Source organism: Streptomyces antnestii, assembly GCF_004005495.1.
GTDB lineage: Bacteria > Actinomycetota > Actinomycetes > Streptomycetales > Streptomycetaceae > Streptomyces > Streptomyces antnestii.
Genome location: NZ_RZYA01000031.1, coordinates 56,657 through 82,667 on the forward strand (window position 1 = coordinate 56,657; position 26,011 = coordinate 82,667).

Sequence of the window (26,011 nt, forward strand, 5' to 3'; positions counted from 1 at the left end):
CACGGACAGGGCGGCGCACCGGACCCGCGCCGACACGCCCTAAGCTCCTCCCATGGATCTCGAGACCTTCCGCAAGCTCGCGACCGACCGCCGAGTGATCCCCGTCAGCCGCAAGCTCCTCGCGGACGGCGACACCCCCGTCGGTCTGTACCGCAAGCTGGCCGACGAACGCCCCGGCACGTTCCTCCTGGAGTCCGCGGAGAACGGCCGCTCGTGGTCTCGTTACTCCTTCGTCGGCGTCCGCTCCGCCGGCACCCTCACCACCCGCGACGGCGAGGCGCACTGGCTCGGCACGCCGCCCGTCGGCGTCCCCACGGACGGCGACCCGCTCGCCGCCCTGCGTGCCACCATCGACACCCTCCACACCCCGCGCTACGAGGGACTGCCCCCGTTCACCGGCGGCATGGTCGGCTACCTCGGCTACGACATCGTGCGCAGGCTCGAAAAGATCGGGCCCGGCGAGCGCGACGACCTCAAGCTCCCCGAGCTGACGATGCTGCTCACCAGCGACCTCGCCGTCCTCGACCACTGGGACGGCTCCGTCCTGCTGATCGCCAACGCGATCAACCACAACGACCTCGACACCGGCGTCGACGAGGCGTACGCCGATGCCGTGGCCCGCCTCGACGCGATGGAGGCCGACCTCTCCCGGCCCGTCGTCCAGCCGCCGGCCGCGCTGCCGCCCTCGGAACTCCCCGAGTTCACCGCTCTGTGGGGCGGCAAGGACTACCAGGACGCCGTCGAGGACATCAAGGAGCGCATCCGGGCGGGCGAGGCCTTCCAGGTCGTCCCCTCCCAGCGCTTCGAGACGCCGTGCACGGCCAGCGCGCTCGACGTCTACCGGGTCCTGCGCGCCACCAACCCGTCCCCGTACATGTACCTCTTCCGCTTCGAGGGCTTCGACGTCGTCGGCTCGTCGCCGGAGGCGCTGGTCAAGGTCGAGGACGGGCGCGCCATGGTGCACCCCATCGCCGGTACGCGGCCGCGCGGCGCGACGCCGCAGGAGGACCAGGCGCTCGCCGACGAGCTCATGGCCGACCCCAAGGAGCGCGCCGAGCACCTGATGCTCGTCGACCTCGGCCGCAACGACCTCGGCCGCGTCTGCGAACCGGGCTCCGTCGAGGTCGTCGACTTCATGTCCGTCGAGCGGTACTCGCACGTCATGCACATCGTGTCGACCGTCACCGGACGCGTCGCCGCGGGCACCACCGCGTACGACGTGCTCACCGCCTGCTTCCCCGCGGGCACCCTCTCCGGCGCGCCCAAGCCCCGCGCGATGCAGATCATCGACGAGCTCGAACCGTCGCGCCGCGGCCTGTACGGCGGCTGTGTCGGATATCTCGACTTCGCCGGCGACTCCGACACGGCCATCGCCATCCGCACCGCGCTGCTGCGCGAAGGCACCGCGTACGTGCAGGCCGGAGCGGGTGTCGTCGCCGACTCCGACCCCGTCGCGGAGGACACCGAGTGCCGTAACAAGGCGGCCGCGGTACTGCGCGCCGTGCACACCGCCAACCGGATGCACGACGCCTGACGGCGTGGGGGATAGTGGGGAGGTGACTTCCGCAGTGCCATCCCCCCGTACCGAAGCCCAGGCCGCGTCCCGGGAGGCGACCGCCGCGCGCAGCGGCCGCCGCAGCCTCGCCGCCGCGCTCCTGTCCGGCGCCCTCGGCGCGGCGGTGGCCCTGCTCTCCTCACGGCAGGAGTGGGCCTCCGGGTCCGCGACCGTGCCCGGCGGCAGCTTCCCCCTGACCGCCACGGGCAGTGACGTCACCGGGGTGCCCGCGGCCCTCGCCATAGTGGGCCTCGCGGCGCTCGTCGCCGTCTTCGCGGTCCGCCGCGCCGGGCGCACGCTCGTCGCCGGTCTCCTCGCGCTCAGCGGCGCGGGCACCGTCGCCGCCGCCGTGCTCGGCGCCGCCGACAGCGCCGCCCTCGACGAGAAGGCCGCCCAGGTCTCCGGCAACACCGCCGCCACCATCGGTGAGCTCGGCCACACCGTCTGGCCGTACGTCGGTGCCTTGGGCGGCGCGCTCATCCTGGTGGCCGGCCTGCTCGCCCTGCGCTACGGCGGCTCCTGGCCCTCGATGGGCGGACGCTACGAGCGCGACGGCACCCCGCGTCCCCGCAAGGCCCGCCCCGTCGACCCGGAGCGCCCCGAGGAGCTGTGGAAGGCCCTCGACCGCGGCGAGGACCCGACGCACGAGGACTGACCGCACCCCGGACGCGGGACCCACAGGGTGCCCGACCCCGGGTTCTTCGCTTTTCCGCGAGTGCGGGACAATGGGGGAGAGCGTCCGGCTCAGACCCGGCGCGGGGCCGCGCAGGGTACGGGGCCGAGCAACAGCCACGCATTGAGCAACGAGGAGCAACGCACAGTGGACAGCAGCCACGGACACACCCCGGCCGCCTGGACGGGTGTCATCATCGCCTTCATCGGTTTCTGCGTCGCGGGCGCCTTCATGGTGATGGCGAACCCGGTCGGTTTCTGGGCGGGTATGGCCCTGCTGGCGCTGTCCGCCGTCGTCGGCGGCGCCATGAGCGCGGCGGGCCTCGGCAAGCCGAAGGCGCAGTCGCTGCCGGCCGTCGCCCCGGAGGCCGTCGCCTCCGAGGTCTGAGCCTCGTCAGCCTCACCCACGTCGCGAAAGGCGGCCCCGGCACCTGGTGCCCGGGCCGCCTTTCGCGCGTTCCGGCCGACGGGCGCGGCCCGCGCCACCGGTGCACAATCCAAAGGTGAACGCCGAAACGGAACCGGCCGGCCTCAGCACCGGCACGCGCGGCGCCGCGCGGCGGCTCGCCGTCCCGCTCGGCGTCCTCGCGGCGGTCGCCGCGGCCTTCGCCTACGTCGGCTCGGTCGACCCGAACGAACCGGGCCACTACCCGGTGTGCCCGCTGCTCCACTACACGGGGATCTACTGCCCCGGCTGCGGCGGGCTGCGCAGCGCCCACGCCGTCGTGCACGGCGACCTCACGGCCGCCCTGGGCGACAACGCGCTCGCTGTCGCGGGCTATGTCGTCTTCGCCGCGCTGTGGGTCGTGTGGGCCGTACGGGTGGCACGCGGACAGCCGTTCCGGGTCGCTCTCGGACGGCCCCAGCTGCGGGCCCTTGGCGCCGCGGTCCTTGTCTTCACCGTTGTCCGGAACCTGCCCACCGGTGGCTGGCTCCATCCTTGATCAACAGTAAGTGTCCAGGTAGTGGGACCGGCGTCAACCGGATGCGGAGCCTGAGCCCTCCTCCGGATATCATCGCTGTGACCAGAGGATTGCCCGCTGTGGCAATCAGCTTCCACCGCTCCACCGTCAGGAAGGGGGCCGCTCGCGTGAGTGTGCTCGACGAGATCATCGACGGAGTCCGTGCCGACCTCGCGGAGCGGCAGGCGAACGTCAGCCTCGACGAGCTCAAGGAACGCGCGGCCAAGGCGCCGGCTGCCAAGGACGGCGTCGCCGCCCTGCGCGGCGACGGCGTCAAGGTGATCTGCGAGGTCAAGCGTTCGAGCCCGTCGAAGGGTGCGCTCGCCGCGATCGCCGACCCCGCGGGACTTGCCGCCGACTACGAGGCGGGCGGCGCCGCCGTCATCTCCGTACTGACCGAGCAGCGCCGTTTCGGCGGCTCGCTCGCCGACCTGGAGGCCGTGCGCGCCAAGGTCGACATCCCCATCCTGCGCAAGGACTTCATCGTCACCTCGTACCAGCTGTGGGAGGCGCGGGCCTACGGCGCCGACCTCGCCCTGCTGATCGTGGCCGCCCTGGAGCAGCCCGCCCTGGAGTCGCTCATCGAGCGCGCCCAGTCCATCGGGCTCACGCCGCTCGTCGAGGTGCACGACGAGGAAGAGGTCGAGCGTGCCGTCGATGCGGGCGCCCGCATCATCGGCGTGAACGCGCGCAACCTCAAGACGCTCAAGGTCGACCGCGACACGTTCCAGCAGGTCGCCCCCGAGATCCCCGACCACATCGTCAAGATCGCCGAGTCGGGCGTCCGGGGCCCCCACGACCTCATCGCGTACGCCAACGCGGGCGCGGACGCCGTGCTCGTCGGCGAGTCCCTGGTGACCGGCCGCGACCCGCGCACCGCGGTCTCCGACCTGGTCGCCGCGGGCGCCCACCCGGCCCTGCGACACGGCCGGAGCTGACCCACCCCATGCCCATCGCATCCCGCCTCGCACCCGGTTGCCGCCCCCGCGGCTGCCGGGCCCCGGCGCGACGCGTGCGGGGCAGGCGGGTGCGCTACCACATCGGTGCGGAGCCGGGTCAGATCCCTGGGATGCGATGGCAGGGGCGCCCTTCATAGGCGCCCGAGGTGAGAGCGCCCCGTAAGGGGCGCGGGGAACTGCGCGATCAGCCGCAATCTGCGGCGAGTCGCACACGTTCCGCACCACCTACGGCGCGTAGGCATACTCACCATCAGCCCACACGCCATCACCCGCGAGGTACATCCGCTATGCCCAGCGACTACTTCATCCCCGACCCCGAGGGTCAAATCCCCAGCGCCGAAGGCTACTTCGGCGCGTTCGGCGGCAAGTTCATCCCGGAGGCCCTCGTCGCGGCAGTCGACGAGGTCGCCGTCGAGTACGACAAGGCCAAGAGCGACCCGGCGTTCGCCGCCGAGCTCGACGACCTGCTCGTCAACTACACGGGACGCCCCAGCTCCCTCACCGAGGTGCCCCGGTTCGCCGAGCACGCCGGCGGCGCCCGGATCTTCCTCAAGCGGGAAGACCTGAACCACACCGGCTCGCACAAGATCAACAACGTGCTGGGCCAGGCGCTGCTCACCAAGCGCATGGGCAAGACCCGCGTGATCGCCGAGACCGGTGCGGGCCAGCACGGCGTCGCGACCGCCACCGCCTGCGCGCTCTTCGGCCTCGAATGCACCATCTACATGGGCGAGATCGACACCGAGCGCCAGGCGCTCAACGTCGCGCGCATGCGGATGCTCGGCGCCGAGGTCGTCGCCGTGAAGTCCGGCAGCCGCACCCTCAAGGACGCCATCAACGAGGCGTTCCGCGACTGGGTCGCCAACGTCGACCGCACGCACTACCTCTTCGGGACCGTCGCAGGCCCGCACCCCTTCCCGGCCATGGTGCGCGACTTCCACCGCGTCATCGGCGTCGAGGCCCGCCGCCAGATCCTGGAGCGCGCCGGACGCCTGCCCGACGCGGCCGTCGCGTGCGTGGGCGGTGGCTCGAACGCCATCGGCCTCTTCCACGCCTTCATCCCGGACAGCGGCGTACGCCTCATCGGCTGCGAGCCCGCCGGACACGGCATCGAGACCGGCGAGCACGCCGCGACGCTGACCGCGGGCGAGCCCGGCATCCTGCACGGCTCCCGCTCGTACGTCCTCCAGGACGACGAGGGCCAGATCACCGAGCCGTACTCGATCTCGGCGGGCCTCGACTACCCGGGCATCGGCCCCGAGCACGCCTACCTCAAGGACAGCGGCCGCGGCGAGTACCGCGCGGTCACCGACGACGCCGCCATGCAGGCCCTGCGCCTGCTCTCGCGCACCGAGGGCATCATCCCGGCCATCGAGAGCGCCCACGCGCTCGCCGGAGCCATCGAGGTCGGCAAGGAACTCGGCAAGGACGGGCTGATGATCGTCAACCTGTCGGGCCGTGGCGACAAGGACATGGACACGGCCGCACGTTACTTCGGCCTGTACGACACCGACGCCGCCGTCGCGGCGGACGAGGCCGGGACCGGCGCGGAGATCGAGGGGGACGTCAAGTGAGCGGCAACGTCGAGCTGTTGAACGAAACCCTCGCCGGGGCCCGCGCCGAGGGCCGGGCCGCCCTCGTCGCCTACCTGCCGGCCGGGTTCCCGACCGTGGACGGCGGCATCGAGGCGGTCAAGGCCGCCTTCGACGGCGGCGCCGACGTGGTCGAGGTGGGCCTGCCGCACTCCGACCCCGTCCTCGACGGCCCGGTCATCCAGACCGCCGACGACATCGCCCTGCGCGGCGGCGTCCGGATCAAGGACGTCATGCGCACGGTCCGCGAGGCCCACGCGGCGACCGGCAAGCCCGTCCTCGTCATGACGTACTGGAACCCCATCGACCGCTACGGCATCGAGCGGTTCACCGCCGAGCTCGCCGAGGCGGGCGGCGCGGGCTGCATCCTGCCCGACCTGCCCGTCCAGGAGTCGGCGGTCTGGCGCGAGCACGCCGACAAGCACGGTCTCGCGACCGTCTTCGTCGTCGCCCCCAGCAGCCAGGACGCGCGCCTCGCGACGATCACCGCGGCCGGCTCGGGCTTCGTGTACGCGGCCTCCCTCATGGGCGTCACCGGCACCCGTGAGTCGGTCGGCGAGCAGGCCCAGGACCTGGTGCGCCGCACCCGCGCCACCACGGACCTGCCGGTCTGCGTCGGCCTCGGCGTCTCGAACGCGAAGCAGGCCGCCGAGGTCGCCGGCTTCGCCGACGGCGTCATCGTCGGCTCGGCGTTCGTGAAGCTGATGCTCGACGCCGACGACGAGGCCGCCGGTCTCGCCGCCGTACGGGCCCTGGCGGGCGACCTCGCGGCCGGGGTGCGCGCCCACGTGTCATAACCCAGCGCTCCATCACCCTTATGGGTGGACCTGGGACCGGGGAGGCACGCTGGTGCCTCCCCGGTTCGTTTGGCGGGTGTGAGCGAGAAGAACCGTGACGGTAAGCGCAGTGCCCGCGAGCGGCTGGCCCAGGAGCGCGAGAAGCAGAGAGCCAAGGACCGGCGCCGCCGGGGCCTGATCGTGGGGGGCGCCGTCGTCGGCGTCCTCGCGCTTGCCGCCGTGATCGGGGTGATCGCAGCGAATTCCGGTGGCGAGAAGAACACGGCGTCGGGCCCGGTCACCGCCCCCCAGGGCGCGGTCGGCAAGGACAGCCTCGCGATCCCGGTCGGCAAGGACGGCGCGAAGTCGACGCTCACGGTGTGGGAGGACTTCCGCTGCCCCGCCTGCAAGGCCTTCGAGGACGGCTACCGCACGACCATCCACCAGCTGACCGCCTCGGGAAAGCTCAAGGTCGAGTACCACCTGGCCACCCTCATCGACAAGAACCTGCGCGGCAGCGGCTCCCTGCGCGCGGCGAACGCGGCGGCCTGCGCCCAGGACGCCGGGAAGTTCACGCCGTACCACGACGTCCTCTACGAGAACCAGCCGCCGGAGACGAACGACGCCTACGCGGACAACACCAAGCTGATCGCGCTGGCCGGCAAGGTGAGCGGCCTCGTCACACCCGGCTTCCGCACGTGTGTCAACGACGGAAGCCATGACAGCTGGGTCAAGAAGTCGAACGACGCGTTCCAGGCCGGCGGCTTCCAGGGCACCCCGACGGTGCTCCTGAACGGGAAGAACGTGTACGCGAACCAGAGCAACCCGCTGACCCCGGCGAAGCTGAAGCAGATGGTGGAGGCGGCCGGCACACAGTAGGCGCGGCAAGGGACGGGGGAGGCGCGGCATGGGACGGGGAGACGTGGCAAGGAACGGCAGAGACGTGGCAAGGGACGGGGGCGCCTCGTCGGGCGCCTCGTTATGGACCCGTAGCCGGGCTGATTGCCGCCTCCGCGGCCCGGCGCGGTAGCGTCGACCTTGCCATGACTCTTGCCTTCATCCCCAGCCCGTCGCACGGAGTGATCCACCTCGGAATCATCCCGCTGCGTTTCTACGCGTTCTGCATCATCATCGGCGTCTTCGTGGCCGTCTGGCTCGGCAACAAGCGCTGGATCGCCCGCGGTGGGCGCGCCGGCACGGTTGCCGACATCGCGGTCTGGGCCGTGCCGTTCGGCCTCGTCGGCGGCCGGCTCTACCACGTGATCACGGACTACGAGCTGTACTTCAGCGAGGGCCGTGACTGGGTGGACGCCTTCAAGATCTGGGAGGGCGGCCTCGGGATCTGGGGGGCCATCGCACTCGGCGCGGTGGGGGCGTGGATCGGCTGCCGCAGGCGCGGCATCCCGCTGCCCGCCTACGCCGACGCCATCGCGCCCGCCATCGCCTTCGCCCAGGCCATCGGCCGCTGGGGCAACTGGTTCAACCAGGAGCTGTACGGCAAGCCCACCGACCTGCCGTGGGCCCTGAAGATCACGTCGTCGGCGGACGGTCGCGTACCGGGCACCTACCACCCGACGTTCCTGTACGAGTCCCTGTGGTGCATCGGCGTCGCGCTGCTCGTCATCTGGGCCGACCGCAGGTTCAAGCTCGGGCACGGACGGGCGTTCGCCCTGTACGTCGCCGCGTACTGCGTGGGCCGCTTCTGGATCGAGTACATGCGGGTCGACGACGCGCACCACATCCTCGGTCTGCGGCTCAACGACTGGACCGCGATGGCTGTCTTCCTGCTCGCGGTGATCTACATCGTGATCTCGGCGAAGACGCGGCCCGGGCGCGAAGCGATCGTGGAGCCGGGCGCCGACGACGACACCGGCCCGACGGGCACGGACAAGGACAAGGCCGGGGACAAGGCCGGGGCCTCGGACGTCGAGGGCGCGACCGTGGGTGACTCCGGCGCCGAGAAGGCTGTCGAGCCCGAGGGCGCGGCCGGGGCCGGGGCCGGGGCCGATGAGGGTGCCGCAGGTCCCGGCGGGGCCGGGGACGCCGCCGGCGATGTCGGGGTCGAGGACGAGAGCAAGGACGAGGCTGGGGCGAAGAAGGCCGGTAAGAGCTAGTCGGCCTCGCCACGCGTACGCCGAAGGGGCGCCGGATCGATACGATCCGGCGCCCCTTCGCTGTGTCCCGCTCGCTCACGTCTCGCGGCGCGCCGCCAGGGCCAGGACCCGGCGCGCGTCGGAGACGATCGCCGCGTCGACGAAGCGGCCGTCGGGCAGAGCGAGGGCCCCGGCCTCCGTGGCGGCCGCTCCCACCACCTCCCGCGCCGCCTCCACCTCCGCCGCCGTCGGCAGGAACGCCGCCTCGATCACCCGGAGCTGGCGGGGGTGGATCGCCATGCGGCCGAAGAAGCCGAGCGCACGGCCCCGCGCACAGGAGTGGGCGAGGCCCGCCGTGTCGCGGACGTCCGGGTAGACCGACTGCGGTGGCGGAGGCAGCGCCGCGGCGCGCGCGGCTACCACCGCCCGCCCCCGTGGCCACGCGAGCCCCTCCTCGTTCGCCACGCCCAGCTCGGCCCGCAGATCGGCCTCCCCGAGCGCGATGCCCCGCACCCCGGGATGCCGGGCGATGTCGTACGCCCGCTCGAGGCCGAGTGCCGACTCCAGGAGCGCGTACAGGGGCGGCACCTCGACCGACCAGTCCGCGACACGGTCCAGGTCGGCGGGGCCGTGGACCTTGGGCAGGCGCAGGGCGCCGAGGCCGGGGAGCGGGGTGAGCCGCCCGACCTCGGACACGGCGAGCGGGGTGTTCAGCGCGTTGACCCGCACATGCACCGGCACCGGGTGCTTGTCGGCGAGGAGCTCGACGGTCGCGTCGAGGGCGTACGCCTTGCGGGCGGGGGCGACCGCGTCCTCCAGGTCGATCAGGACCACGTCCGCGCCCGAGTCCAGTGCCTTCGCCACCACCTCAGGGCGGTCACCGGGGACGTACAGCCAGGTCAGGAACGTCTCGTAGGACTGGGCCGTCACAGTGCGCCCGCCTCGCGCAGGGCCGTGATGTCGGACGGGGACAGGCCCAGATCCGTCAGGATCTCCTCGGTGTCGGCGCCGTGGGCGCGGCCCGCCCACCGGATGGCTCCAGGCGTCTCGGACAGGCGGAACAGGACGTTCTGCATCCTGACCGTGCCCAGGTCGGGGTCCGGCACCTCGGTGATCGAGCCGAGGGCCCGGTACTGCTCGTCCTCCATCACGTCCCGGATGTCGTAGACCGGGGCGATGGCCGCCTCCGCCTTCTCGAACGCCGCGAGGACGTCGTCCCGCGTGTGCCGGGCGATCCACGAGCCGACCGCCGCGTCCAGCTCGTCGGCGTGGCCCGCCCGGCCCGCACCCGTCGCGAACCACTCCTCGTCCACGACGTCCGCCCGGCCCACCAGGCACATCACGCGCTCCGCGATCGAGCGGGCGGACGTGGACACCGCCACCCACTTGCCGTCGCTCGTGCGGTACGTGTTGCGCGGGGCGTTGTTCGTGGAGCGGTTGCCCGTGCGCTCCTGTACGAAGCCGAGCTGGTCGTACCAGGTGGGCTGGGCGCCGAGGACCGTCAGCATCGGCTCGATGATCGCCATGTCGACGACCTGGCCCCGGCCCGTCCGCTCGCGGCCCTGGAGCGCGGCCATCACCGCGTACGAGGTCGAGAGCGCGGCGATCGAGTCGGCGAGGCCGAACGGCGGGAGGGTCGGCGGGCCCTCGGGCTCGCCCGTGATCGCCGCGAAGCCGCTCATGGCCTCGGCGAGCGTGCCGAACCCGGGGCGCCGCGAGTACGGTCCGAACTGGCCGAAGCCGGTCACGCGGGTGAGGACCAGGCGCGGGTTCGCGGCGCTCAGCTCCTCCCAGCCGAGGTTCCACTTCTCCAGGGTGCCGGGGCGGAAGTTCTCGATCAGGACGTCGGCGTCCGCGGCCAGGCGGAGGAGGATCTCGCGGCCGCCCGGCGTGGACAGATCGAGGGTGAGGGTCCGCTTGTTGCGGCCGAGGAGCTTCCACCACAGGCCGACGCCGTCCTTCGACGGGCCGTGACCCCGGGACGGGTCCGGCGTACGGGGGTGCTCCACCTTGATCACGTCGGCGCCGAAGTCGCCCAGCATGGTGGCGGCCAGCGGACCGGCGAAGAGGGTGGCCAGGTCCAGGACGCGCAGGCCCTCCAGGGGGCCCTTCGTGGGGGCGGCGAGGGGGGTGGTGAGGGGGGTGTCGAGGGGGGAGGGGGCGGGCTGGTGGTCGTGCCGAGGGGTCGTCATGTGCGGGCCTCCAGGGTGAGCCGGGCCAGGTCGTCGAAGCCGATTCCGTTGAAGTCGGCGACCGAGGTCGCGAGGCGGTTCTTGAGCGGGGCCGTCCAGCGGGCGTCGATCGCTTCCGGGGAGCCGGCGAGGAGTCCGGCGATCGAACCAGCCGTCGCGCCGTTCGAGTCGGTGTCCCAACCACCCGACACCGCACGGCAGATGGACCCCGTGAAGTCCCCGTCCGCGTGGGTGAGGGCGGCCGCGAGGAGCGCCGCGTTGGGCAGGACGTGCACCCAGTGGTGGTCGGGGGCGTAGCGGGCGTGGAGCGTGTCGACGACCGACGCGAAGCCTGCCGGGGTGCCGGTGGGCTCGGCGCGGGCCGTTTCGATGCCGAAGCGGATCGCCCGGGCGTAGCGGGAGTGGGGCGGGATGACGGAGAGGCCTGTTTGGAGGGCGGTGTGGATGGTGGGGGTGGGGGTGAGGTTGGGGGTGCTCGGGGTGGTCGGGGTGGGTGGGGGCGCCGCGGCTTGGGCGAGGGTGGCCGCGATGAACATCGCGCCGTAGACGCCGTTCGCCGTGTGCGTCAACCTCGCGTCCCTGTGGGCCAGTTCGGCCGCCCTCGCCGGGTCGCCCGGGTTCGTCCAGCCGTAGACGTCCGCCCGGATCTGGGCGCCGATCCACTCGCGGAACGGGTTGTGGCGCACGGCCGTCTCCGGAGGCTCGATCCCGTCGAGCAGATTGCGGTACGCGATGCGCTCCGCGGTGAATGTGCGGCCTGCCGGCAGCTCGTCCAGCCAGAGTCGCGCCACGTCGGCCGTGGTGAACGCGGTGCCGTGACGGCGGAGGAGGAGCAGGCCCAGGAGCGGGTAGTTGAGGTCGTCGTCCTCGGGCATGCCGTCGATGTTCTCGGCGAGCGACGTCGTGCGGGAACGGCGGTTCCACGGGTGGCGGGCCGCGACGTCGGGCGGCAGGCCGCGCTCCGTGAACCACGTGTGCAGGGGCCAGTTGCCGGTTGCACGGGCGATCTCTCTGATGCCGGTGAGGGGGATCTTCTCTACGGGTTTGCCCAGGAGGCAGCCGGCGGCTCTGCCCAGCCAGGATGCGTGCAGGGCGTTTGTGGCGCCTGGACGGGCTGGGTGGTGGGGGGACAGGGGTGTGGGGCGGCTTGGCGTGAGTTCTCTGATCTCGGGCAGGGAGGTTGGCTCAAGTGCTGTCAAAGAGCTGGGAGTTGTGGCCAGTTCGTCCAGCAGGCATCTCGCCAGTTCGCGCAGCTCAGGGTTCTGAAGTGGCGCCGACGCTCCCGCCAGGGGAGGGGGCGCGTGGCCGCCCGCCTTGCGCCAGCGGCGTGCCACCCCGCTCGTGTCCCGGCCGTCCAGGGTCGCCTGGCGCAGCTCGTGGCCGACCAGGTCCTCGGGCTGGACCCAGGTGAGTCGCAGCATCAGGTTCCCGCGTTCTCGGTCAAGCTCGCGTTCTCGGTCAGGGCCGCGAACGCTGATTCGTGGGACCGGCGGCGCGCCACGTCCAGGGCGAACACCTCACGGGTCACACGGGCCAGCGACGCCGCCGGTGTGTGCAGGTCGAGCCTGCTGGCCCGGGCCACCTCCGTGCTCCACTCCCGCGGCACCGCCGACTCGCCGTACAGCGCGCCCACGATCGCGCCGCTCATCGTCGCGATCGAGTCGCAGTCACGGCCGTAGTTGACCGCGCCCAGGACCGTGTGCCGGAAGTCGCCCCGGCCCACGAGCAGCATCCCGAGCGCGATCGGCAGCTCCTCGATGGCGTGCAGCCGGGACGGGCGGCGCGCCCCGAGCGACGGCCGGCGGTACTCCGGCCCGACCGTGTCGAAGGGTTCGACCGCCTCGCGGAGCGGTGCCAGCGCGTTCTCGAACTCCGTGTGTTTAGCGGCCACTTCGCAGACCGCCTCGATCGCCGACCTCGTGCCGTCCTTCGCGAGAGCGAGCGCTTCCTCGACCACCGACTCCGGCGTCGCGCCGGGCTTGAACGCCGCTGCCACCGCCGCCGCGAAGACGGCTGCCGCCTCTCTGCCGTACGAGGACTGGTGGGCGCCCGCCACGTCCAGCGCCTCCGCGTACGCCCTGCCCGGGTCGGCCGCGTTCACCGCTCCGACCGGAGCCATGTACATCGCCGCCCCGCAGTTCACGATGTTGCCCACGCCCGCCTCTCGCGGGTCGACATGGCCGTAGTGGATGCGTGCCACGATCCACTTCTCCGCGAGGAAGATCCGCTGGAGCGGGAGCGCCTCCTCCTCCAGCTCCGGGATCCAACGGGTGTTCGTCATCAGGTCCGGGACCATGTGGTCGGCGATCGCGTACGCGTCCAGGTGGTCCCGTACCCGCTCGTAGACCCGGACCAGCGCGTGCGTCATCAACGTGTCGTCGGTGACGTGGCCGTCGCCCTTGTGGTACGGAGCGATCGGACGCGCCGTACGCCAGTCGCCCTTGTGGAACGGCTCCACGATGCCGCGGACGCGGCCGCCGTGGCGCTCCACGATCGCCTCCGGCGTCCAGCCCTCGACCGGGCCGCCGAGCGCGTCGCCCACCGCCGCGCCGATCAGGGTTCCTGTGGTGCGATCCTCGAGGGAGAGCATTGTGGGGGTGGTCATCACGGGCCTTTCGGTGTCGTTGCTGCCCTGGTCAGGTCTGCTGCGAGAGCCACGAGGTCCGTCCCGGCGAGGCGGGGCAGTGCGCAGCCCGCGAGAATGCGGCAGGCGTCCCGCCAGCTGGCCGGGAGCGCGTCCGCCCCGCCGATCGCGCCGGTCAGCGCGCCCGCCAGCGCCGGGGCGGAGTCCGCCACACGCGAGAGACAGGCCGCCGTCGGTACCGCCTCCGTCACGTCGCCCCCGGCCGCGGTCGCCACGGCCAGGGCCACCGGGACCGTTTCCGCCGCCGCGATGCCGTAGCTGTAGACGTGGTCGACGATCTCGTGCTCCAGGACCGGGACCAGGGCGAACGCGTTGCCCGGCAGGCCTGGACGGGCCGCTGCCGCCCTGCGCGCCAGGTCCACCGCGTGCAGCGCGTTGCGGCGGATCTCCGTGCCCTCGGGGAGCTGGGCCAGTGCGGCGTCCACGCAGATGTCCACCGCGGCGCCGGTGAGCGCCGTCGCCACCGCCGCCGCCATGGCCCGCGCGCCGTGCACCCCGTCGCCGTCCTGCGTGTAGCGGGCGTCGAACTCGGCCAGTTCCGCGGCCAGTTCGGGTTCCCCGGGGTGGGCCACCGCCAGGACCGTGGCCCGGACGCAGGCCGCGTCGTCGAAGTAGTGCGGGTTGTCGTGGCCCGTGGCCGGGGGGCTCAGGCCCGCCGCCAGGTTGCCCAGGCCCGCGCGCACGGAGATACGGGCCCGCAGGGGCATGCGGGCCGACTCGACCTCGTCCACACGGGCCGTCGCCACGGCTACTTCGGCGGCGAGGGCGTTCCAGGCCTGGGCCAGTTCCGTGCGGATGTCGTTGTGGCTGGGTGGGGTCCGGTTCGCTTCGAGGAGGGCGCCTGCGGTGAACGCCGCCCATTCCGCGTCGTCCGACGGGCCCAGGCGGAGTGGGTCCGGGGGCTGGTTGAGGGCGATCGGTACGGGGAGTGTGGTCGTCGCGTTCTGCTCCGCGAACGTGTCGAGTTCCCGGGTGAGGCGGCGGGTCCAGTCGGGGAGGCGGGCGGCGCGGTGTCGTCCCGAGGGCCAGCCTGCGGCGTCGCCTGCGGCGATGCCCAGGAGTAGGCCCTCGATTCGGCGGGGGGTGCGGGTTTGGGTGGGGGGTTCGGTGGGGGTGGTTGTGGGGGTGACTGTGGTCATGCTGCGCCTTTCGGGGGCCTCGGTCTCGCGTCGGGGTTCGTGGGTGGGTGCGGGGCCGCGCCGGTATGTCCGTCCTCGCCCTCTGGGGTGCCGTGGGCGTTCCGTGGGCGCCACTGTGCTTACCGGCTGCGGGCGGACATACCGGCCCGGCCCCTCCCGTCCGCTCGCGGCTGCGGGTGGGTTCGTGGGGGTGCGGCCTTGACCCCGGGTTCGTTGGCGGCTGTGGGGTTGAGAGGTTGGGGGGTGGGGGGGAGCCGCCCGTGCCCCCGGGGTTGTGGGTGGGCGCGGGGGTGTGGGCGGCTCTGGGGTTGTGTGGGGTGTCATGGGGGGCCCTCCGGGGTGGGGAGCGTGGGGGTCAGGGTGTTGGCGATGTCCAGGATGTGACGGCCCGTCATCGAAGGGAGGCAGCTGCCTCGCACCGGGCCGATGGCCGTCGCCCAGTCGGCGGGGATCGCCTCTTCGCCGCGCAGCGCGCCCGACAGCGCGCCCGCCACCGCTGCCGTCGTGTCCGCGTCGCGGCCCATGTTGACCGCCATCAGGACTGACTCTCTGAACTCGCCCCGCGCCGCGGCGAACGCGCCGAACGCCAGTCCCACCGCCTCGGGGGCCAGGTCCGTCCACGGGTAGCCGCCGATCACCACCGCTCTGCGCACCTCCCGTTCCATCGAGAGCTGCGTGCCTTCCGGATCCCGGCGGGCGCTGCGGGCCGCCGCCACCGCGCGGTGCAGGGAGCGCGCCGTCCAGGAGTCCTCGGGGACCACGGACAGGGCCGCCTGCACTACCGCGTCCGGGTTGTGGCTCACCATCGCGGCCGCCACCCCGGCGGCCACCGCGCGGCCGCCGAGGATGCCCTCCCCGTCGTGCGACACCGTGCCGTCGACCGCGACGAGGCGGGCCGCCTCCGCCGGGCGGCCCGCCGCGTGGACCCCGAACGGGGCCGCGCGCATGGCGAGTCCGTCGCTCCACGCGTGGCGGTGCTGCGCCGAGATGGGTGCCGCGAGGCCCCGGCGGAGGTTCTCGAGCGTGCCCCGTTCGCTGAAGCCCGCGCCCCGGAAGGGCCCTTCGTCGAGGTCGGCGATCCAGGTGTGCCAGGCCGCCTCCACGTGTTCCACGGTGAGCGCCGAGCCGTGGGCGGCGAGCAGGAGGCCCGAGAAGATCGCGTACTCGGTGTCGTCCGTGCCGGCCGGGTCCGGCGAGACGAACCCCTCGATGCGGCCCCATCTCTCGCGGATCTGGGACGGCTTCATGTTCTCGGCCGGTGCGCCCAGCGCGTCGCCCACGGCGAGGCCGAGCAGGGCGCCCCGGGCGCGGTCCCGCAGGGAGATCGCCGCCGGCGGCTGGCGGTGCGGGACCGTGCCGAGCCTGCGGGGGCCGTCCGCGCCGCCGGCCGACGGGTCGGGGTCGAGGCTGACGCTCATGCGGACCTCTTGGTGGTCTGGGGCTGCCCGCTGCGCGGGTGGGCGCGTGATGTTTCCCCGGTCCGTCAACGCTCAGATCCTGTGATCCATCTCTCGGGTGACGGCGACAGCTGTTCGAGGCGGGGGGCAAAGCGGTCGAAAGCCCTGGTAAGTACGGCCTTCCTTGCTGGCGGGGGCCCCGATCCGTGCGTACTTTCGACGGTGTTGAGGGGGGAGTCGGCGCCCGCGGAAAGCGTGTGCGGCATCGGCTCCGCATGAGAGGAGCACTGGGCGGATGTCCATCATCGAGACCGAAGCGACGCTGCACGACGCACACCGCGACAACCACACGCACCGCGATGTGAACGGCGGCTGGCTGCGCCCCGCCGTGTTCGGCGCGATGGACGGGCTCGTCTCGAACCTGGCCCTGATGACCGGTGTGGCCGGCGGTGCCGTGTCGCAGCAGACGATCATCATCACCGGGCTCTCCGGACTCGCCGCCGGCGCCTTCTCCATGGCCGCCGGCGAGTACACCTCCGTCGCCTCCCAGCGCGAGCTGGTCGAGGCCGAACTCGACGTAGAGCGGCGGGAGTTGAGGAAGCACCCGGCGGACGAGGAGCGGGAGCTCGCCGAGCTGTACGTCTCCCGTGGGGTCGAGCCCGAGCTCGCCCGGGAAGTCGCCCGGCAGCTCTCGCAGGATCCCGAGCAGGCCCTTGAGATCCACGCGCGCGAGGAGCTCGGCATCGATCCGGGTGATCTGCCGTCGCCGACTGTTGCCGCCGTGTCTTCGTTCGGGTCGTTCGCGCTTGGCGCGCTGCTTCCGCTGTTGCCCTATCTGTTGGGTGCCAGTGCTCTGTGGCCTGCCGTGCTGCTCGCGCTCGTCGGTTTGTTTGGTTGTGGCGCGGTCGTGGCCAAGGTGACCGCGCGGTCCTGGTGGTTCAGCGGCGTGCGCCAGCTGGCTCTCGGTGGTGCCGCGGCGGGTGTGACGTATCTCCTGGGCAGCCTGTTCGGCACGGCCGTAGGATGACGACCCGGTGATGGCTATACAGGTCTCTGTATAAGTAGCCGTTACATCGCGGTTTCGAGTGCTTGACCGCGGGGCATGAGCCGTAAGCGCTGCGGGCAATGACGCTCGCCTCGCTCATGGACCCGCGGACATCGATCTGGCCGTGAAGGTCTCCTAAGTCGCTGCTGTTCCCTCAAGGGGAGCGGCGCTCACCGCCACCGCGGTGTCCGCATGTTGGAATGCAGTATCCGGTTCCCGAGATCCGCTCCATCATGTAACCTGCACGAAATTTTGCACCCCCAGCAGAGGGCCAACGTCGTCCCTCGGCAGATGTCATATGCCGCTTACGACGACGGGAGAGCCGATGCGCACGCCGCGCCAGCCGTCCCAGCACTCCATGATCAAGCCGTACATGGATGCTCGCCCTGCCGCCCAGGGCATGTACGACCCCCGCAACGAGCACGACGCCTGTGGCGTCGGCTTCGTGGCCACCCTCACCGGCGAGGCGAGCCACGCGCTGGTCGAACAGGCGCTCACGGTTCTGCGCAACCTGGAGCACCGAGGTGCCACCGGTTCCGAGCCCGACTCGGGTGACGGAGCGGGCATCCTGTCCCAGGTTCCGGACGCCTTCCTGCGTGAGGCGGTCTCCTTCGACCTGCCCGACGCCGGTGCGTACGCGGTCGGTATCGCCTTCCTGCCCGTGGACGACAGCGCTGCCGCTGTCTCGCAGATCGAGACGATCGCCGGTGAAGAGGGCCTCACCGTCCTCGGATGGCGTGAGGTGCCGGTCGCTCCGGAGCTTCTCGGTGCCACCGCCCGTTCGACCATGCCCGCCTTCCGGCAGATCTTCGTCGCGGATGCCGACGGTGTGGCCAGCGACATCGCTCTCGACCGCAAGGCGTTCGTGCTGCGCAAGCGCTCCGAGCGCGAGGCCGGCGTCTACTTCCCGTCGCTGTCCGCCCGGACCATCGTCTACAAGGGCATGCTGACCACCGGGCAGCTGGAGCCTTTCTTCCCCGACCTGTCGGACCGGCGATTCGCATCCGCGATCGCTCTCGTCCACTCGCGGTTCTCCACGAACACCTTCCCGAGCTGGCCGCTCGCGCACCCGTACCGCTTCGTCGCGCACAACGGTGAGATCAACACCGTCAAGGGCAACCGGAACTGGATGAAGGCGCGCGAGTCGCAGCTCGCCTCCGGATTGTTCGGATCTGAGGATCTGTCGCGGCTCTTTCCCGTCTGTACGCCCGATGCCTCGGACTCGGCGTCCTTCGACGAGGTGCTGGAACTGCTGCACCTCGGCGGGCGTTCCCTGCCGCACAGCGTCCTGATGATGATCCCGGAGGCCTGGGAGAACCACGCCTCCATGGCGGCCGACCGCCGCGCCTTCTACCAGTTCCACTCCACGATGATGGAGCCCTGGGACGGACCGGCCTGTGTCACCTTCACGGACGGTACGCAGGTGGGTGCCGTTCTCGACCGCAACGGTCTGCGCCCCGGCCGCTACTGGGTCACCGACGAGGGCCTCGTCGTCCTCGGCTCCGAGGTCGGCGTCCTCGACATCGACCCCGCGAAGGTCGTCCGCAAGGGCCGCCTCCAGCCCGGCAAGATGTTCCTCGTCGACACGGCCGAGCACCGCATCATCGAGGACGACGAGATCAAGGCCGGCCTGGCCGCCGAGCAGCCCTACGCGGAGTGGCTGGAGGCCGGCGAGATCGAGCTCTCCGACCTTCCCGAGCGCGAGCACATCGTGCACACCCACGCCTCGGTCACCCGCCGCCAGCAGACCTTCGGCTACACCGAGGAAGAGCTGCGCGTCATCCTCACGCCGATGGCCAAGACCGGCGGCGAGCCGCTCGGCTCCATGGGCACGGACTCGCCGATCGCGGCGCTCTCCGCCCGCCCGCGGCTGATCTTCGACTACTTCACCCAGCTGTTCGCGCAGGTCACGAACCCGCCACTGGACGCCATCCGCGAGGAGCTCGTCACTTCGCTGCGCTCCTCCCTCGGCCCGCAGGGCAACCTGCTCGACCCGAGCGCCGCCTCCTGCCGTTCGGTCACCCTGCCCTTCCCGGTGATCGACAACGACGAGCTGGCCAAGCTCATCCACATCAACGCCGATGGCGACATGCCGGGGATGAAGGCCGTGACGCTGTCCGGCCTCTACCGGGTGAGCGGTGGCGGGGACGCCCTCGCCGCCCGTATCGACGAGATCTGCGCCGAGGCCGACGCCGCCATCGAGGCCGGCGCCCGCCTGATCGTCCTGTCGGACCGGCACTCCGACGCCGAGCACGCGCCGATCCCGTCGCTGCTGCTCACCGCGGCCGTCCACCACCACCTCATCCGTACGAAGCAGCGCACCGAGGTGGGCCTGCTCGTCGAGGCGGGCGATGTGCGCGAGGTCCACCACGTGGCCCTCCTCATCGGCTTCGGCGCCGCCGCCGTCAACCCGTACCTGGCCATGGAGTCCGTCGAGGACCTCGTCCGCGCCGGTACGTTCCTGCCGGGTGTCGAGGCCGAGCAGGCCATCCGCAACCTGATCTACGCCCTCGGCAAGGGCGTTCTCAAGGTCATGTCGAAGATGGGCATCTCGACCGTCGCGTCCTACCGCGGCGCCCAGGTCTTCGAGGCCGTCGGTCTCGACGAGGCCTTCGTCGAGAAGTACTTCAACGGCACGGCCACCAAGATCGGTGGTGCCGGTCTTGACGTGATCGCCCAGGAGGTCGCCGCGCGTCACGCCAAGGCGTACCCGGCCTCCGGCATCGCGCCGGCGCACCGCGCCCTGGACATCGGCGGCGAGTACCAGTGGCGCCGCGAGGGCGAGCCGCACCTGTTCGACCCGGAGACGGTCTTCCGCCTCCAGCACGCCACGCGCAACCGCCGCTACGACATCTTCAAGAAGTACACGGGCCGCGTGAACGAGCAGTCCGAGCGGCTCATGACGCTGCGTGGCCTGTTCGGCTTCAAGTCGGACCGGGAAGCGATCTCCATCGACGAGGTCGAGCCCGTCAGCGAGATCGTCAAGCGTTTCTCCACCGGCGCCATGTCGTACGGCTCCATCTCCAAGGAGGCGCACGAGACCCTCGCCATCGCCATGAACCAGCTGGGCGCCAAGTCCAACACGGGTGAGGGCGGCGAGGACGCCGACCGGCTTTACGACCCGGCGCGCCGGTCGAGCATCAAGCAGGTCGCCTCCGGCCGTTTCGGTGTGACGAGTGAGTACCTCGTCAACGCCGACGACATCCAGATCAAGATGGCCCAGGGCGCCAAGCCCGGCGAGGGCGGCCAGCTGCCCGGCCACAAGGTCTACCCGTGGGTCGCGAAGACCCGTCACTCGACGCCGGGTGTCGGTCTCATCTCGCCGCCGCCGCACCACGACATCTACTCCATCGAGGATCTGGCCCAGCTGATCCACGACCTGAAGAACGCGAACCCGCAGGCGCGGATTCACGTGAAGCTGGTGTCGGAGGTCGGTGTCGGCACCGTCGCCGCGGGTGTCTCCAAGGCGCACGCCGACGTCGTGCTCATCTCGGGTCACGACGGTGGTACGGGTGCATCGCCGCTGACGAGCCTCAAGCACGCGGGTGGTCCGTGGGAGCTGGGCCTTGCGGAGACGCAGCAGACCTTGCTGCTCAACGGCCTGCGCGACCGCATCGTCGTCCAGACCGACGGTCAGCTCAAGACCGGCCGTGACGTGATCATCGCCGCGCTGCTCGGCGCCGAGGAGTTCGGTTTCGCGACCGCGCCGCTCGTCGTCTCCGGCTGCGTCATGATGCGCGTCTGCCACCTCGACACCTGCCCGGTCGGCATCGCCACGCAGAACCCGGTCCTGCGCGACCGCTTCTCCGGCAAGGCCGAGTTCGTCGTCAACTTCTTCGAGTTCATCGCCGAGGAGGTGCGGGAGCTGCTCGCCGAGCTGGGCTTCCGCACCATCGAGGAGGCCGTCGGCCACGCCGAACTCCTCGACACCGAGCGGGCCGTGGACCACTGGAAGGCCCAGGGCCTCGACCTCGAGCCCCTCTTCTACGTCCCCGAGCTGCCCGAGGGCGCCGTGCGCCACCAGGTGATCACTCAGGACCACGGCCTGGAGAAGGCCCTGGACAACGAGCTGATCAAGCTGGCCGCCGACGCGCTCGCCGCGAACGCGCAGGCCGACGCCCAGCCGGTGCGCGCCCAGGTCGCGATCCGCAACATCAACCGCACGGTCGGCACCATGCTCGGCCACGAGGTGACGAAGAAGTTCGGTGGCGCGGGCCTGCCCGACGACACCATCGACATCACCTTCACCGGTTCGGCCGGTCAGTCCTTCGGCGCCTTCGTGCCGCGCGGTGTGACGCTGCGCCTGGAAGGCGACGCCAACGACTATGTCGGCAAGGGCCTGTCCGGTGGCCGCATCGTGGTCCGCCCGGACCGCGGCGCCGACCACCTCGCCGAGTACTCGACGATCGCCGGCAACACCATCGCGTACGGCGCGACGGGCGGCGAGCTGTTCCTGCGCGGCCGCACCGGCGAGCGCTTCTGCGTCCGCAACTCGGGTGCCACGGTGGTCTCGGAGGGCGTGGGCGACCACGGCTGCGAGTACATGACCGGTGGCCGCGCGGTCGTCCTCGGCGAGACCGGACGCAACTTCGCGGCCGGCATGTCCGGCGGCATCGCGTACGTCATCGACCTGGACCGCGACAACGTCAACTCCGGGAACCTCGGCGCGATCGAGGTCCTGGACGAGAGCGACAAGCAGTGGCTGCACGACGCCGTGCGCCGCCACCAGGAGGAGACGGGCTCGACCGTCGCCGGGAAGCTCCTCGCCGAGTGGTCCGTGTCCGTGGACCGCTTCAGCAAGATCATCCCCAGTACGTACAAGGCAGTGCTCGCCGCCAAGGACGCCGCCGAGCGAGCCGGACTCTCCGAGTCCGAGACCACCGAGAAGATGATGGAGGCGGCGACCAATGGCTGATCCCAAGGGCTTTCTCAACCATGGCCGCGAGGTCGCGCAGACCCGCCCGGTCGGCGAGCGGGTGCGGGACTGGAACGAGGTCTACGTTCCCGGTTCCCTGCTCCCCATCATCAGCAAGCAGGCGTCCCGCTGCATGGACTGCGGCATCCCGTTCTGCCACAACGGCTGTCCGCTCGGGAACCTGATCCCCGAGTGGAACGACTACGCGTACCGCGAGGACTGGTCGGCCGCGCAGGAGCGGCTGCACGCGACGAACAACTTCCCGGAGTTCACGGGCCGTCTGTGCCCCGCCCCGTGTGAGTCGGCGTGTGTGCTCGGCATCAACCAGCCGGCCGTCACCATCAAGAACGTCGAGGTCTCGATCATCGACCAGGCGTGGGACCGCGGCGACGTCGCGCCCCAGGCCCCGGAGCGCCTGTCCGGCAAGACCGTCGCCGTCATCGGCTCGGGCCCGGCCGGACTCGCCGCCGCCCAGCAGCTGACGCGGGCCGGTCACACGGTCGCCGTCTACGAGCGCGCCGACCGCATCGGCGGCCTGCTCCGCTACGGCATCCCCGAGTTCAAGATGGAGAAGCGCCACATCAACCGCCGCATCGAGCAGATGCGCGCGGAGGGCACCAAGTTCCGTACGGGCGTGGAGATCGGCCGCGACATCGACGCCGCGAAGCTGCGCAAGCGCTACGACGCCGTGGTCATCGCCGCCGGTGCCACGACCGCCCGCGACCTGCCGGTCCCCGGCCGTGAGCTCAAGGGCGTCTACCAGGCGATGGAGTACCTGCCCCTGGCCAACAAGGTCCAGGAGGGCGACTACGTCACCACGCCCGTCTCCGCCGAGGGCAAGCACGTCGTCGTCATCGGCGGCGGCGACACCGGCGCGGACTGCGTGGGCACCGCCCACCGCCAGGGCGCGGCCTCGGTCACGCAGCTGGAGATCATGCCGCGCCCGGGCGAGGACAGGAACGCGGGCCAGCCCTGGCCGACGTTCCCCATGCTCTACAAGGTCACCTCCGCGCACGAGGAGGGCGGCGAGCGCGTCTACTCCGTCTCGACCACCCACTTCGAGGGCGACGAGGACGGCAACGTCCAGTTCCTGCACCTCGTCGAGGTGGAGTTCGTCGAGGGCAAGCTGACGCAGAAGCCGGGCACGGAGCGCAAGATCCCCGCCCAGCTCGTCACCCTCGCGATGGGCTTCACCGGCACGGACCGCGAGAACGGCCTGGTCGAGCAGTTCGCCCTGGACCTCGACGAGCGCGGGAACGTGGCGCGCGACGACGAGTTCCAGACCAACGTCCCCGGAGTCTTCGTCGCCGGTGACGCGGGCCGCGGCCAGTCCCTCATCGTGTGGGCCATCGCGGAGGGCCGCTCGGCCGCCCGCGGGGTCGACCGCTTCCTGACCGGTGCCAGCGAACTGCCGGCCCCGATCCGCCCCACGGACCGTTCCCTCACCGTCTGACGGTCCCCATGGATGTCCCGCACAACGGCGTGCGGAACTGAACACGGCGCCCGCCCCAACTGTCCCCGACCGGACGACTGGGCGGGCGCCGTGACATGTCCGGTCAGCTGTGGAAGCCGATGTACCCGTTGCCGTCACGGTCGTTCGCGGACTTGGTGTACGCGTGGGTGTCCGCGTGGGAGCCGGACGGCTTGTAGAGGTAGATCGTGTCGCCGCTGTTGTTCCAGAGGAAGTTGCAGTTGTCGCGGTAGACCACGTTCTTCGCGTCGGAGTCCGTGCCGTGGCCGCCGCGCAGTCGCACGTAGTCGCCGGGCTGCAGGCTGTGGCTCGCGGTGAACGTGAACGTGTTGCCGGTGGCGTCCTTGACCACGTAACCCTTGAGGTTGATCGTCGCGGACGCGGAGTAGTTCTTGATCGTCACGTACTCCTGCGCGGTGTTGCCGCCCGAGCAGCGGTTGTCGTCGGGGCCCGGCGCGTCGTACTGGACCCCGCGGATCTTCAGCGCCGAGCTGTACTCGGTGGCGTACGCGGGGGCCGCTCCCAGCAGGGTCACGGCGGTCAGCGCGGAGACGGACAGCGCGGAGGCGGCGGCCAAGGTGGGGCGTATCTTCATGTGTTGTCCTCTTTTGAGTTGATGGTGCACACGCGAGCGTCGCGAGTTCGACACGTCATCTTCACAGACGCGGCGGTGTCCGCGGGGCTGAATCGGGGTGAATCACGGCGCCCGGAACGTCTCCCCGTACACCTTCCACTGCAGCGGCGTCTTCAGTGTCATGTTGTTGTCGTAGAGGAACTGGCGCTGGGCCGTGTCGATGCGGGTCGTGTCGCGGTTCGGGTTCTTCGCCTTCATCGCCTTGCGGCGGATGTCGAGGAAGATGTCGAGGTACGTCTTCTCCTTGCCGCCCTGTGCGGGGGTGTCGGCCTCCTTGACCGCCGACTCGCGCAGGCCGTAGAAGCCGCTCGGGTCCGTGCCGGGGCCGTGCAGGACCATCGCGTCGTAGTAGATGAACTGGCCGAGCGTGCCCAGGCCGTCGAGCTTCGCGAGGCGTACCGCCGGGTCGAAGTAGACGCGGTCACGCTCGGAGTTCTGGGCGGCGCGGAACGCCGGGTCGGCCGCCTCCTTCTTCCAGGCCGTGCTGAAGCCGGGGTCGAGGCCCTGGTGGGAGCCGGTGCCGTCGACCTTGCGCAGCGCGGGGAGGTAGCGGGCGAGGCCGTTGTCCGGGTGGGCCTTCGTGTACCGCTCGACGAGCGTGAGCAGGTCGTGCGTGCCCGTGCAGAAGCCGACGATCCCGGCCGTGTAGCCCTGGCCGTCGCCGATGTCCTCGATGTAGCCGTACTGGCCGCGCCAGTCGAGCGTCGAGTTCTCCGCGCTCGCCAGGATCTCCTGGGCGAGTTCCTTCTTCGCGGGAGCGGCGAGGCCCGGGGGCAGGTCGGCGACGGCTTCGTCGTCGGCCTTCTCCTCCGCGGCGGCCTTGGCGTCCGCCTCGGACGGCTGCGACGCGGACGACCTGTGCGAGCCCTTGCCGTCGTGGGCAGGCGTGAGGAGGAACACCGCGACCGTGGCGGCCGGTGCCACGGCCAGGAGAAGGCAGCCTGCGCGTTTCATGCGGGTCAGATTAGGCTCAACCAGGGGGTTCCTACGGCTGTTTGAGCACCGTCAGCGCCACGAGCAGCAGCAACAGCGCCCCGCACGCGGCGCCCTGCACGAGGGCGCGGCGCTCGCGTGGCGCATACGCGAGGGCGAGTGTCACGGCGCCGCCCGTCAGCAGCCCGCCCAAGTGGCCCTGCCAGGACGCGAACCCGGCCGAGATCAGCATCCACACCAGGAAGTACGCCATGAACCGGTTCACGCCGCTCATGTCCGCGCCCAGGCGTCGTGCCGTCACGTAGTACGCGGCGCCGAGCCCGAAGATCGCGCCCGACGCACCGACCGTGAGGGTGTCCGGGGCGATCAGGTACACGAGGACCGAGCTGCCGAAGGCCGACAGGAGGTACAGGGCGAGATAGCGGACCCGGCCCAGCTGCGTCTCGACAATGCGGCCCAGATTCCACAGCGACCACATGTTCACCGCGACGTGCAGGACCCCGAAGACGCCCTCGGTGGGCGGCAGATGGAGGAAGGCGCCGGTCAGCATCCGGTACCACTCGCCGGCCGCCACCCCCTCCGCGTGAAAGGCGTCCGGGAAGCCGCCCACGTACCGGTAGTGCCCGCCGTCCGGCCCGATGAGCCCGGCCCCCAGCATCCCGAACCGGTCCGCGATGCCCGGGCGCACCGCCTCGGCCAGATAGACCGCGATGTTCAGGCCGATCAGGACGTAGGTGACGAGAGGGACCGTCGACACCCGTCCGCCGAAGACCGTGCGGGCCTGGCGGATCGAGCGGGATCCTTCCCTCACGCAGTCCGGGCAGTGGAAGCCGACGGCCGCCTCCCTCATGCAGTCGGGGCAGATCGGCCGCGCGCAGCGGGTGCAGCCGACGTACGTCTCCACCTTCGGGTGGCGGTAGCACGTGGTGACCTCGGGGGTCGTGGCGGACGGGGACTCGGCTTCCACGGCCGGCTCCTCAGGGGTTCGAGGGGAGGGACAGAGCCGGTGGGGTCGGCGGCGAACAAAATAGC

Annotated in this window: 22 protein-coding genes; 13 read left to right on the plus strand and 9 right to left on the minus strand. The window is 71.4% G+C overall.

Going from position 1 to position 26,011, the window contains the following annotated elements:
• Positions 1 to 52 precede the first annotated feature (52 nt).
• From EOT10_RS38445 to lgt, 10 genes are all read left to right on the plus strand, one after another.
• Positions 53 to 1,534 (plus strand): anthranilate synthase component I, encoded by a 1,482-nt coding sequence (locus EOT10_RS38445; protein WP_127833026.1) that lies wholly within the window; start codon positions 53 to 55, stop codon positions 1,532 to 1,534.
• 22 nt (positions 1,535 to 1,556) lie between these two features.
• Complete coding sequence (locus EOT10_RS38450; protein ID WP_127833027.1) at positions 1,557 to 2,210, plus strand: TIGR02234 family membrane protein; 654 nt, start codon at positions 1,557 to 1,559, stop codon at positions 2,208 to 2,210.
• Between the two features lie 165 nt (positions 2,211 to 2,375).
• Positions 2,376 to 2,615 (plus strand): HGxxPAAW family protein, encoded by a 240-nt coding sequence (locus EOT10_RS38455; RefSeq protein WP_127833028.1) that lies wholly within the window; start codon positions 2,376 to 2,378, stop codon positions 2,613 to 2,615.
• A 115-nt stretch (positions 2,616 to 2,730) separates the two neighbouring features.
• The gene (locus EOT10_RS38460; RefSeq protein WP_127833029.1) at positions 2,731 to 3,171 is read left to right on the plus strand and encodes a DUF2752 domain-containing protein; all 441 of its coding nucleotides are present in this window, start codon (positions 2,731 to 2,733) and stop codon (positions 3,169 to 3,171) included.
• Positions 3,172 to 3,317: 146 nt separating this feature from the next.
• On the plus strand, positions 3,318 to 4,127 hold the full coding sequence (trpC, locus tag EOT10_RS38465) for an indole-3-glycerol phosphate synthase TrpC (RefSeq protein ID WP_127833030.1): 810 nt from the start codon (positions 3,318 to 3,320) through the stop codon (positions 4,125 to 4,127).
• An 8-nt stretch (positions 4,128 to 4,135) separates the two neighbouring features.
• Positions 4,136 to 4,285, plus strand: a complete 150-nt coding sequence (gene trpM / locus EOT10_RS43330; RefSeq protein ID WP_431313367.1) for a tryptophan biosynthesis modulator TrpM — start codon at positions 4,136 to 4,138, stop codon at positions 4,283 to 4,285.
• Positions 4,286 to 4,435: 150 nt separating this feature from the next.
• On the plus strand, positions 4,436 to 5,722 hold the full coding sequence (trpB, locus tag EOT10_RS38470; protein WP_127833031.1) for a tryptophan synthase subunit beta: 1,287 nt from the start codon (positions 4,436 to 4,438) through the stop codon (positions 5,720 to 5,722).
• Complete coding sequence (gene trpA / locus EOT10_RS38475; RefSeq protein ID WP_127833032.1) at positions 5,719 to 6,537, plus strand: tryptophan synthase subunit alpha; 819 nt, start codon at positions 5,719 to 5,721, stop codon at positions 6,535 to 6,537. The genes trpB and trpA overlap by 4 nt, the downstream gene beginning before the upstream one ends.
• A 78-nt stretch (positions 6,538 to 6,615) precedes the next feature.
• Entirely contained in the window at positions 6,616 to 7,395 is a 780-nt protein-coding gene (locus tag EOT10_RS38480; RefSeq protein WP_127833033.1) for a DsbA family protein, read from the plus strand.
• A gap of 164 nt (positions 7,396 to 7,559) precedes the next feature.
• Positions 7,560 to 8,630 carry a prolipoprotein diacylglyceryl transferase gene (gene lgt, locus EOT10_RS38485; RefSeq protein WP_127833034.1) on the plus strand — a complete coding sequence of 357 codons (1,071 nt, stop codon included), beginning with the start codon at positions 7,560 to 7,562 and terminating at the stop codon, positions 8,628 to 8,630.
• 75 nt (positions 8,631 to 8,705) lie between these two features.
• Here lgt and EOT10_RS38490 read toward each other — a convergent pair whose 3' ends face one another.
• From EOT10_RS38490 to EOT10_RS38515, 6 genes are all read right to left on the minus strand, one after another.
• Positions 8,706 to 9,539 (minus strand): HpcH/HpaI aldolase/citrate lyase family protein, encoded by an 834-nt coding sequence (locus EOT10_RS38490; protein WP_127833035.1) that lies wholly within the window; start codon positions 9,537 to 9,539, stop codon positions 8,706 to 8,708.
• Positions 9,536 to 10,801: a CaiB/BaiF CoA transferase family protein gene (locus EOT10_RS38495; protein ID WP_127833036.1), complete on the minus strand. Its 1,266-nt coding sequence runs from the start codon at positions 10,799 to 10,801 to the stop codon at positions 9,536 to 9,538. Before EOT10_RS38495 ends, EOT10_RS38490 begins: the two co-directional genes overlap by 4 nt.
• Positions 10,798 to 12,222 carry an ADP-ribosylglycohydrolase family protein gene (locus EOT10_RS38500; RefSeq protein ID WP_127833037.1) on the minus strand — a complete coding sequence of 475 codons (1,425 nt, stop codon included), beginning with the start codon at positions 12,220 to 12,222 and terminating at the stop codon, positions 10,798 to 10,800. The genes EOT10_RS38495 and EOT10_RS38500 overlap by 4 nt, the downstream gene beginning before the upstream one ends.
• Positions 12,222 to 13,406 carry an ADP-ribosylglycohydrolase family protein gene (locus EOT10_RS38505; RefSeq protein WP_127833038.1) on the minus strand — a complete coding sequence of 395 codons (1,185 nt, stop codon included), beginning with the start codon at positions 13,404 to 13,406 and terminating at the stop codon, positions 12,222 to 12,224. The genes EOT10_RS38500 and EOT10_RS38505 overlap by 1 nt, the downstream gene beginning before the upstream one ends.
• Positions 13,406 to 14,584: an ADP-ribosylglycohydrolase family protein gene (locus tag EOT10_RS38510; RefSeq protein ID WP_127833039.1), complete on the minus strand. Its 1,179-nt coding sequence runs from the start codon at positions 14,582 to 14,584 to the stop codon at positions 13,406 to 13,408. Before EOT10_RS38510 ends, EOT10_RS38505 begins: the two co-directional genes overlap by 1 nt.
• A gap of 320 nt (positions 14,585 to 14,904) precedes the next feature.
• Positions 14,905 to 16,002, minus strand: coding sequence for an ADP-ribosylglycohydrolase family protein (locus EOT10_RS38515; RefSeq protein WP_127833040.1), 1,098 nt, complete (start codon positions 16,000 to 16,002; stop codon positions 14,905 to 14,907).
• Positions 16,003 to 16,276: 274 nt separating this feature from the next.
• On the opposite strand from EOT10_RS38515, the gene EOT10_RS38520 reads away from it, so the two are divergent.
• The 3 genes from EOT10_RS38520 (at position 16,277) to EOT10_RS38530 (ending at position 23,394) form a co-directional block, all read left to right on the plus strand.
• A complete protein-coding gene (locus tag EOT10_RS38520) occupies positions 16,277 to 17,008 on the plus strand; it encodes a VIT1/CCC1 transporter family protein (RefSeq protein ID WP_127833041.1) in 732 nt (243 codons plus the stop codon).
• Between the two features lie 343 nt (positions 17,009 to 17,351).
• Complete coding sequence (gltB, locus tag EOT10_RS38525) at positions 17,352 to 21,941, plus strand: glutamate synthase large subunit (RefSeq protein WP_127833042.1); 4,590 nt, start codon at positions 17,352 to 17,354, stop codon at positions 21,939 to 21,941.
• A complete protein-coding gene (locus tag EOT10_RS38530; protein WP_127833043.1) occupies positions 21,934 to 23,394 on the plus strand; it encodes a glutamate synthase subunit beta in 1,461 nt (486 codons plus the stop codon). The genes gltB and EOT10_RS38530 overlap by 8 nt, the downstream gene beginning before the upstream one ends.
• A gap of 103 nt (positions 23,395 to 23,497) precedes the next feature.
• Here the strand turns inward: EOT10_RS38530 and EOT10_RS38535 are convergent, their stop codons facing one another.
• From EOT10_RS38535 to EOT10_RS38545, 3 genes are all read right to left on the minus strand, one after another.
• A complete protein-coding gene (locus EOT10_RS38535) occupies positions 23,498 to 24,007 on the minus strand; it encodes a lamin tail domain-containing protein (RefSeq protein ID WP_127833044.1) in 510 nt (169 codons plus the stop codon).
• A gap of 102 nt (positions 24,008 to 24,109) precedes the next feature.
• Positions 24,110 to 25,000: a chitosanase gene (locus EOT10_RS38540; RefSeq protein ID WP_127833045.1), complete on the minus strand. Its 891-nt coding sequence runs from the start codon at positions 24,998 to 25,000 to the stop codon at positions 24,110 to 24,112.
• A 31-nt stretch (positions 25,001 to 25,031) separates the two neighbouring features.
• Positions 25,032 to 25,946 (minus strand): rhomboid family intramembrane serine protease, encoded by a 915-nt coding sequence (locus tag EOT10_RS38545; protein WP_127833046.1) that lies wholly within the window; start codon positions 25,944 to 25,946, stop codon positions 25,032 to 25,034.
• Between the last annotated feature and the right edge of the window lie 65 nt (positions 25,947 to 26,011).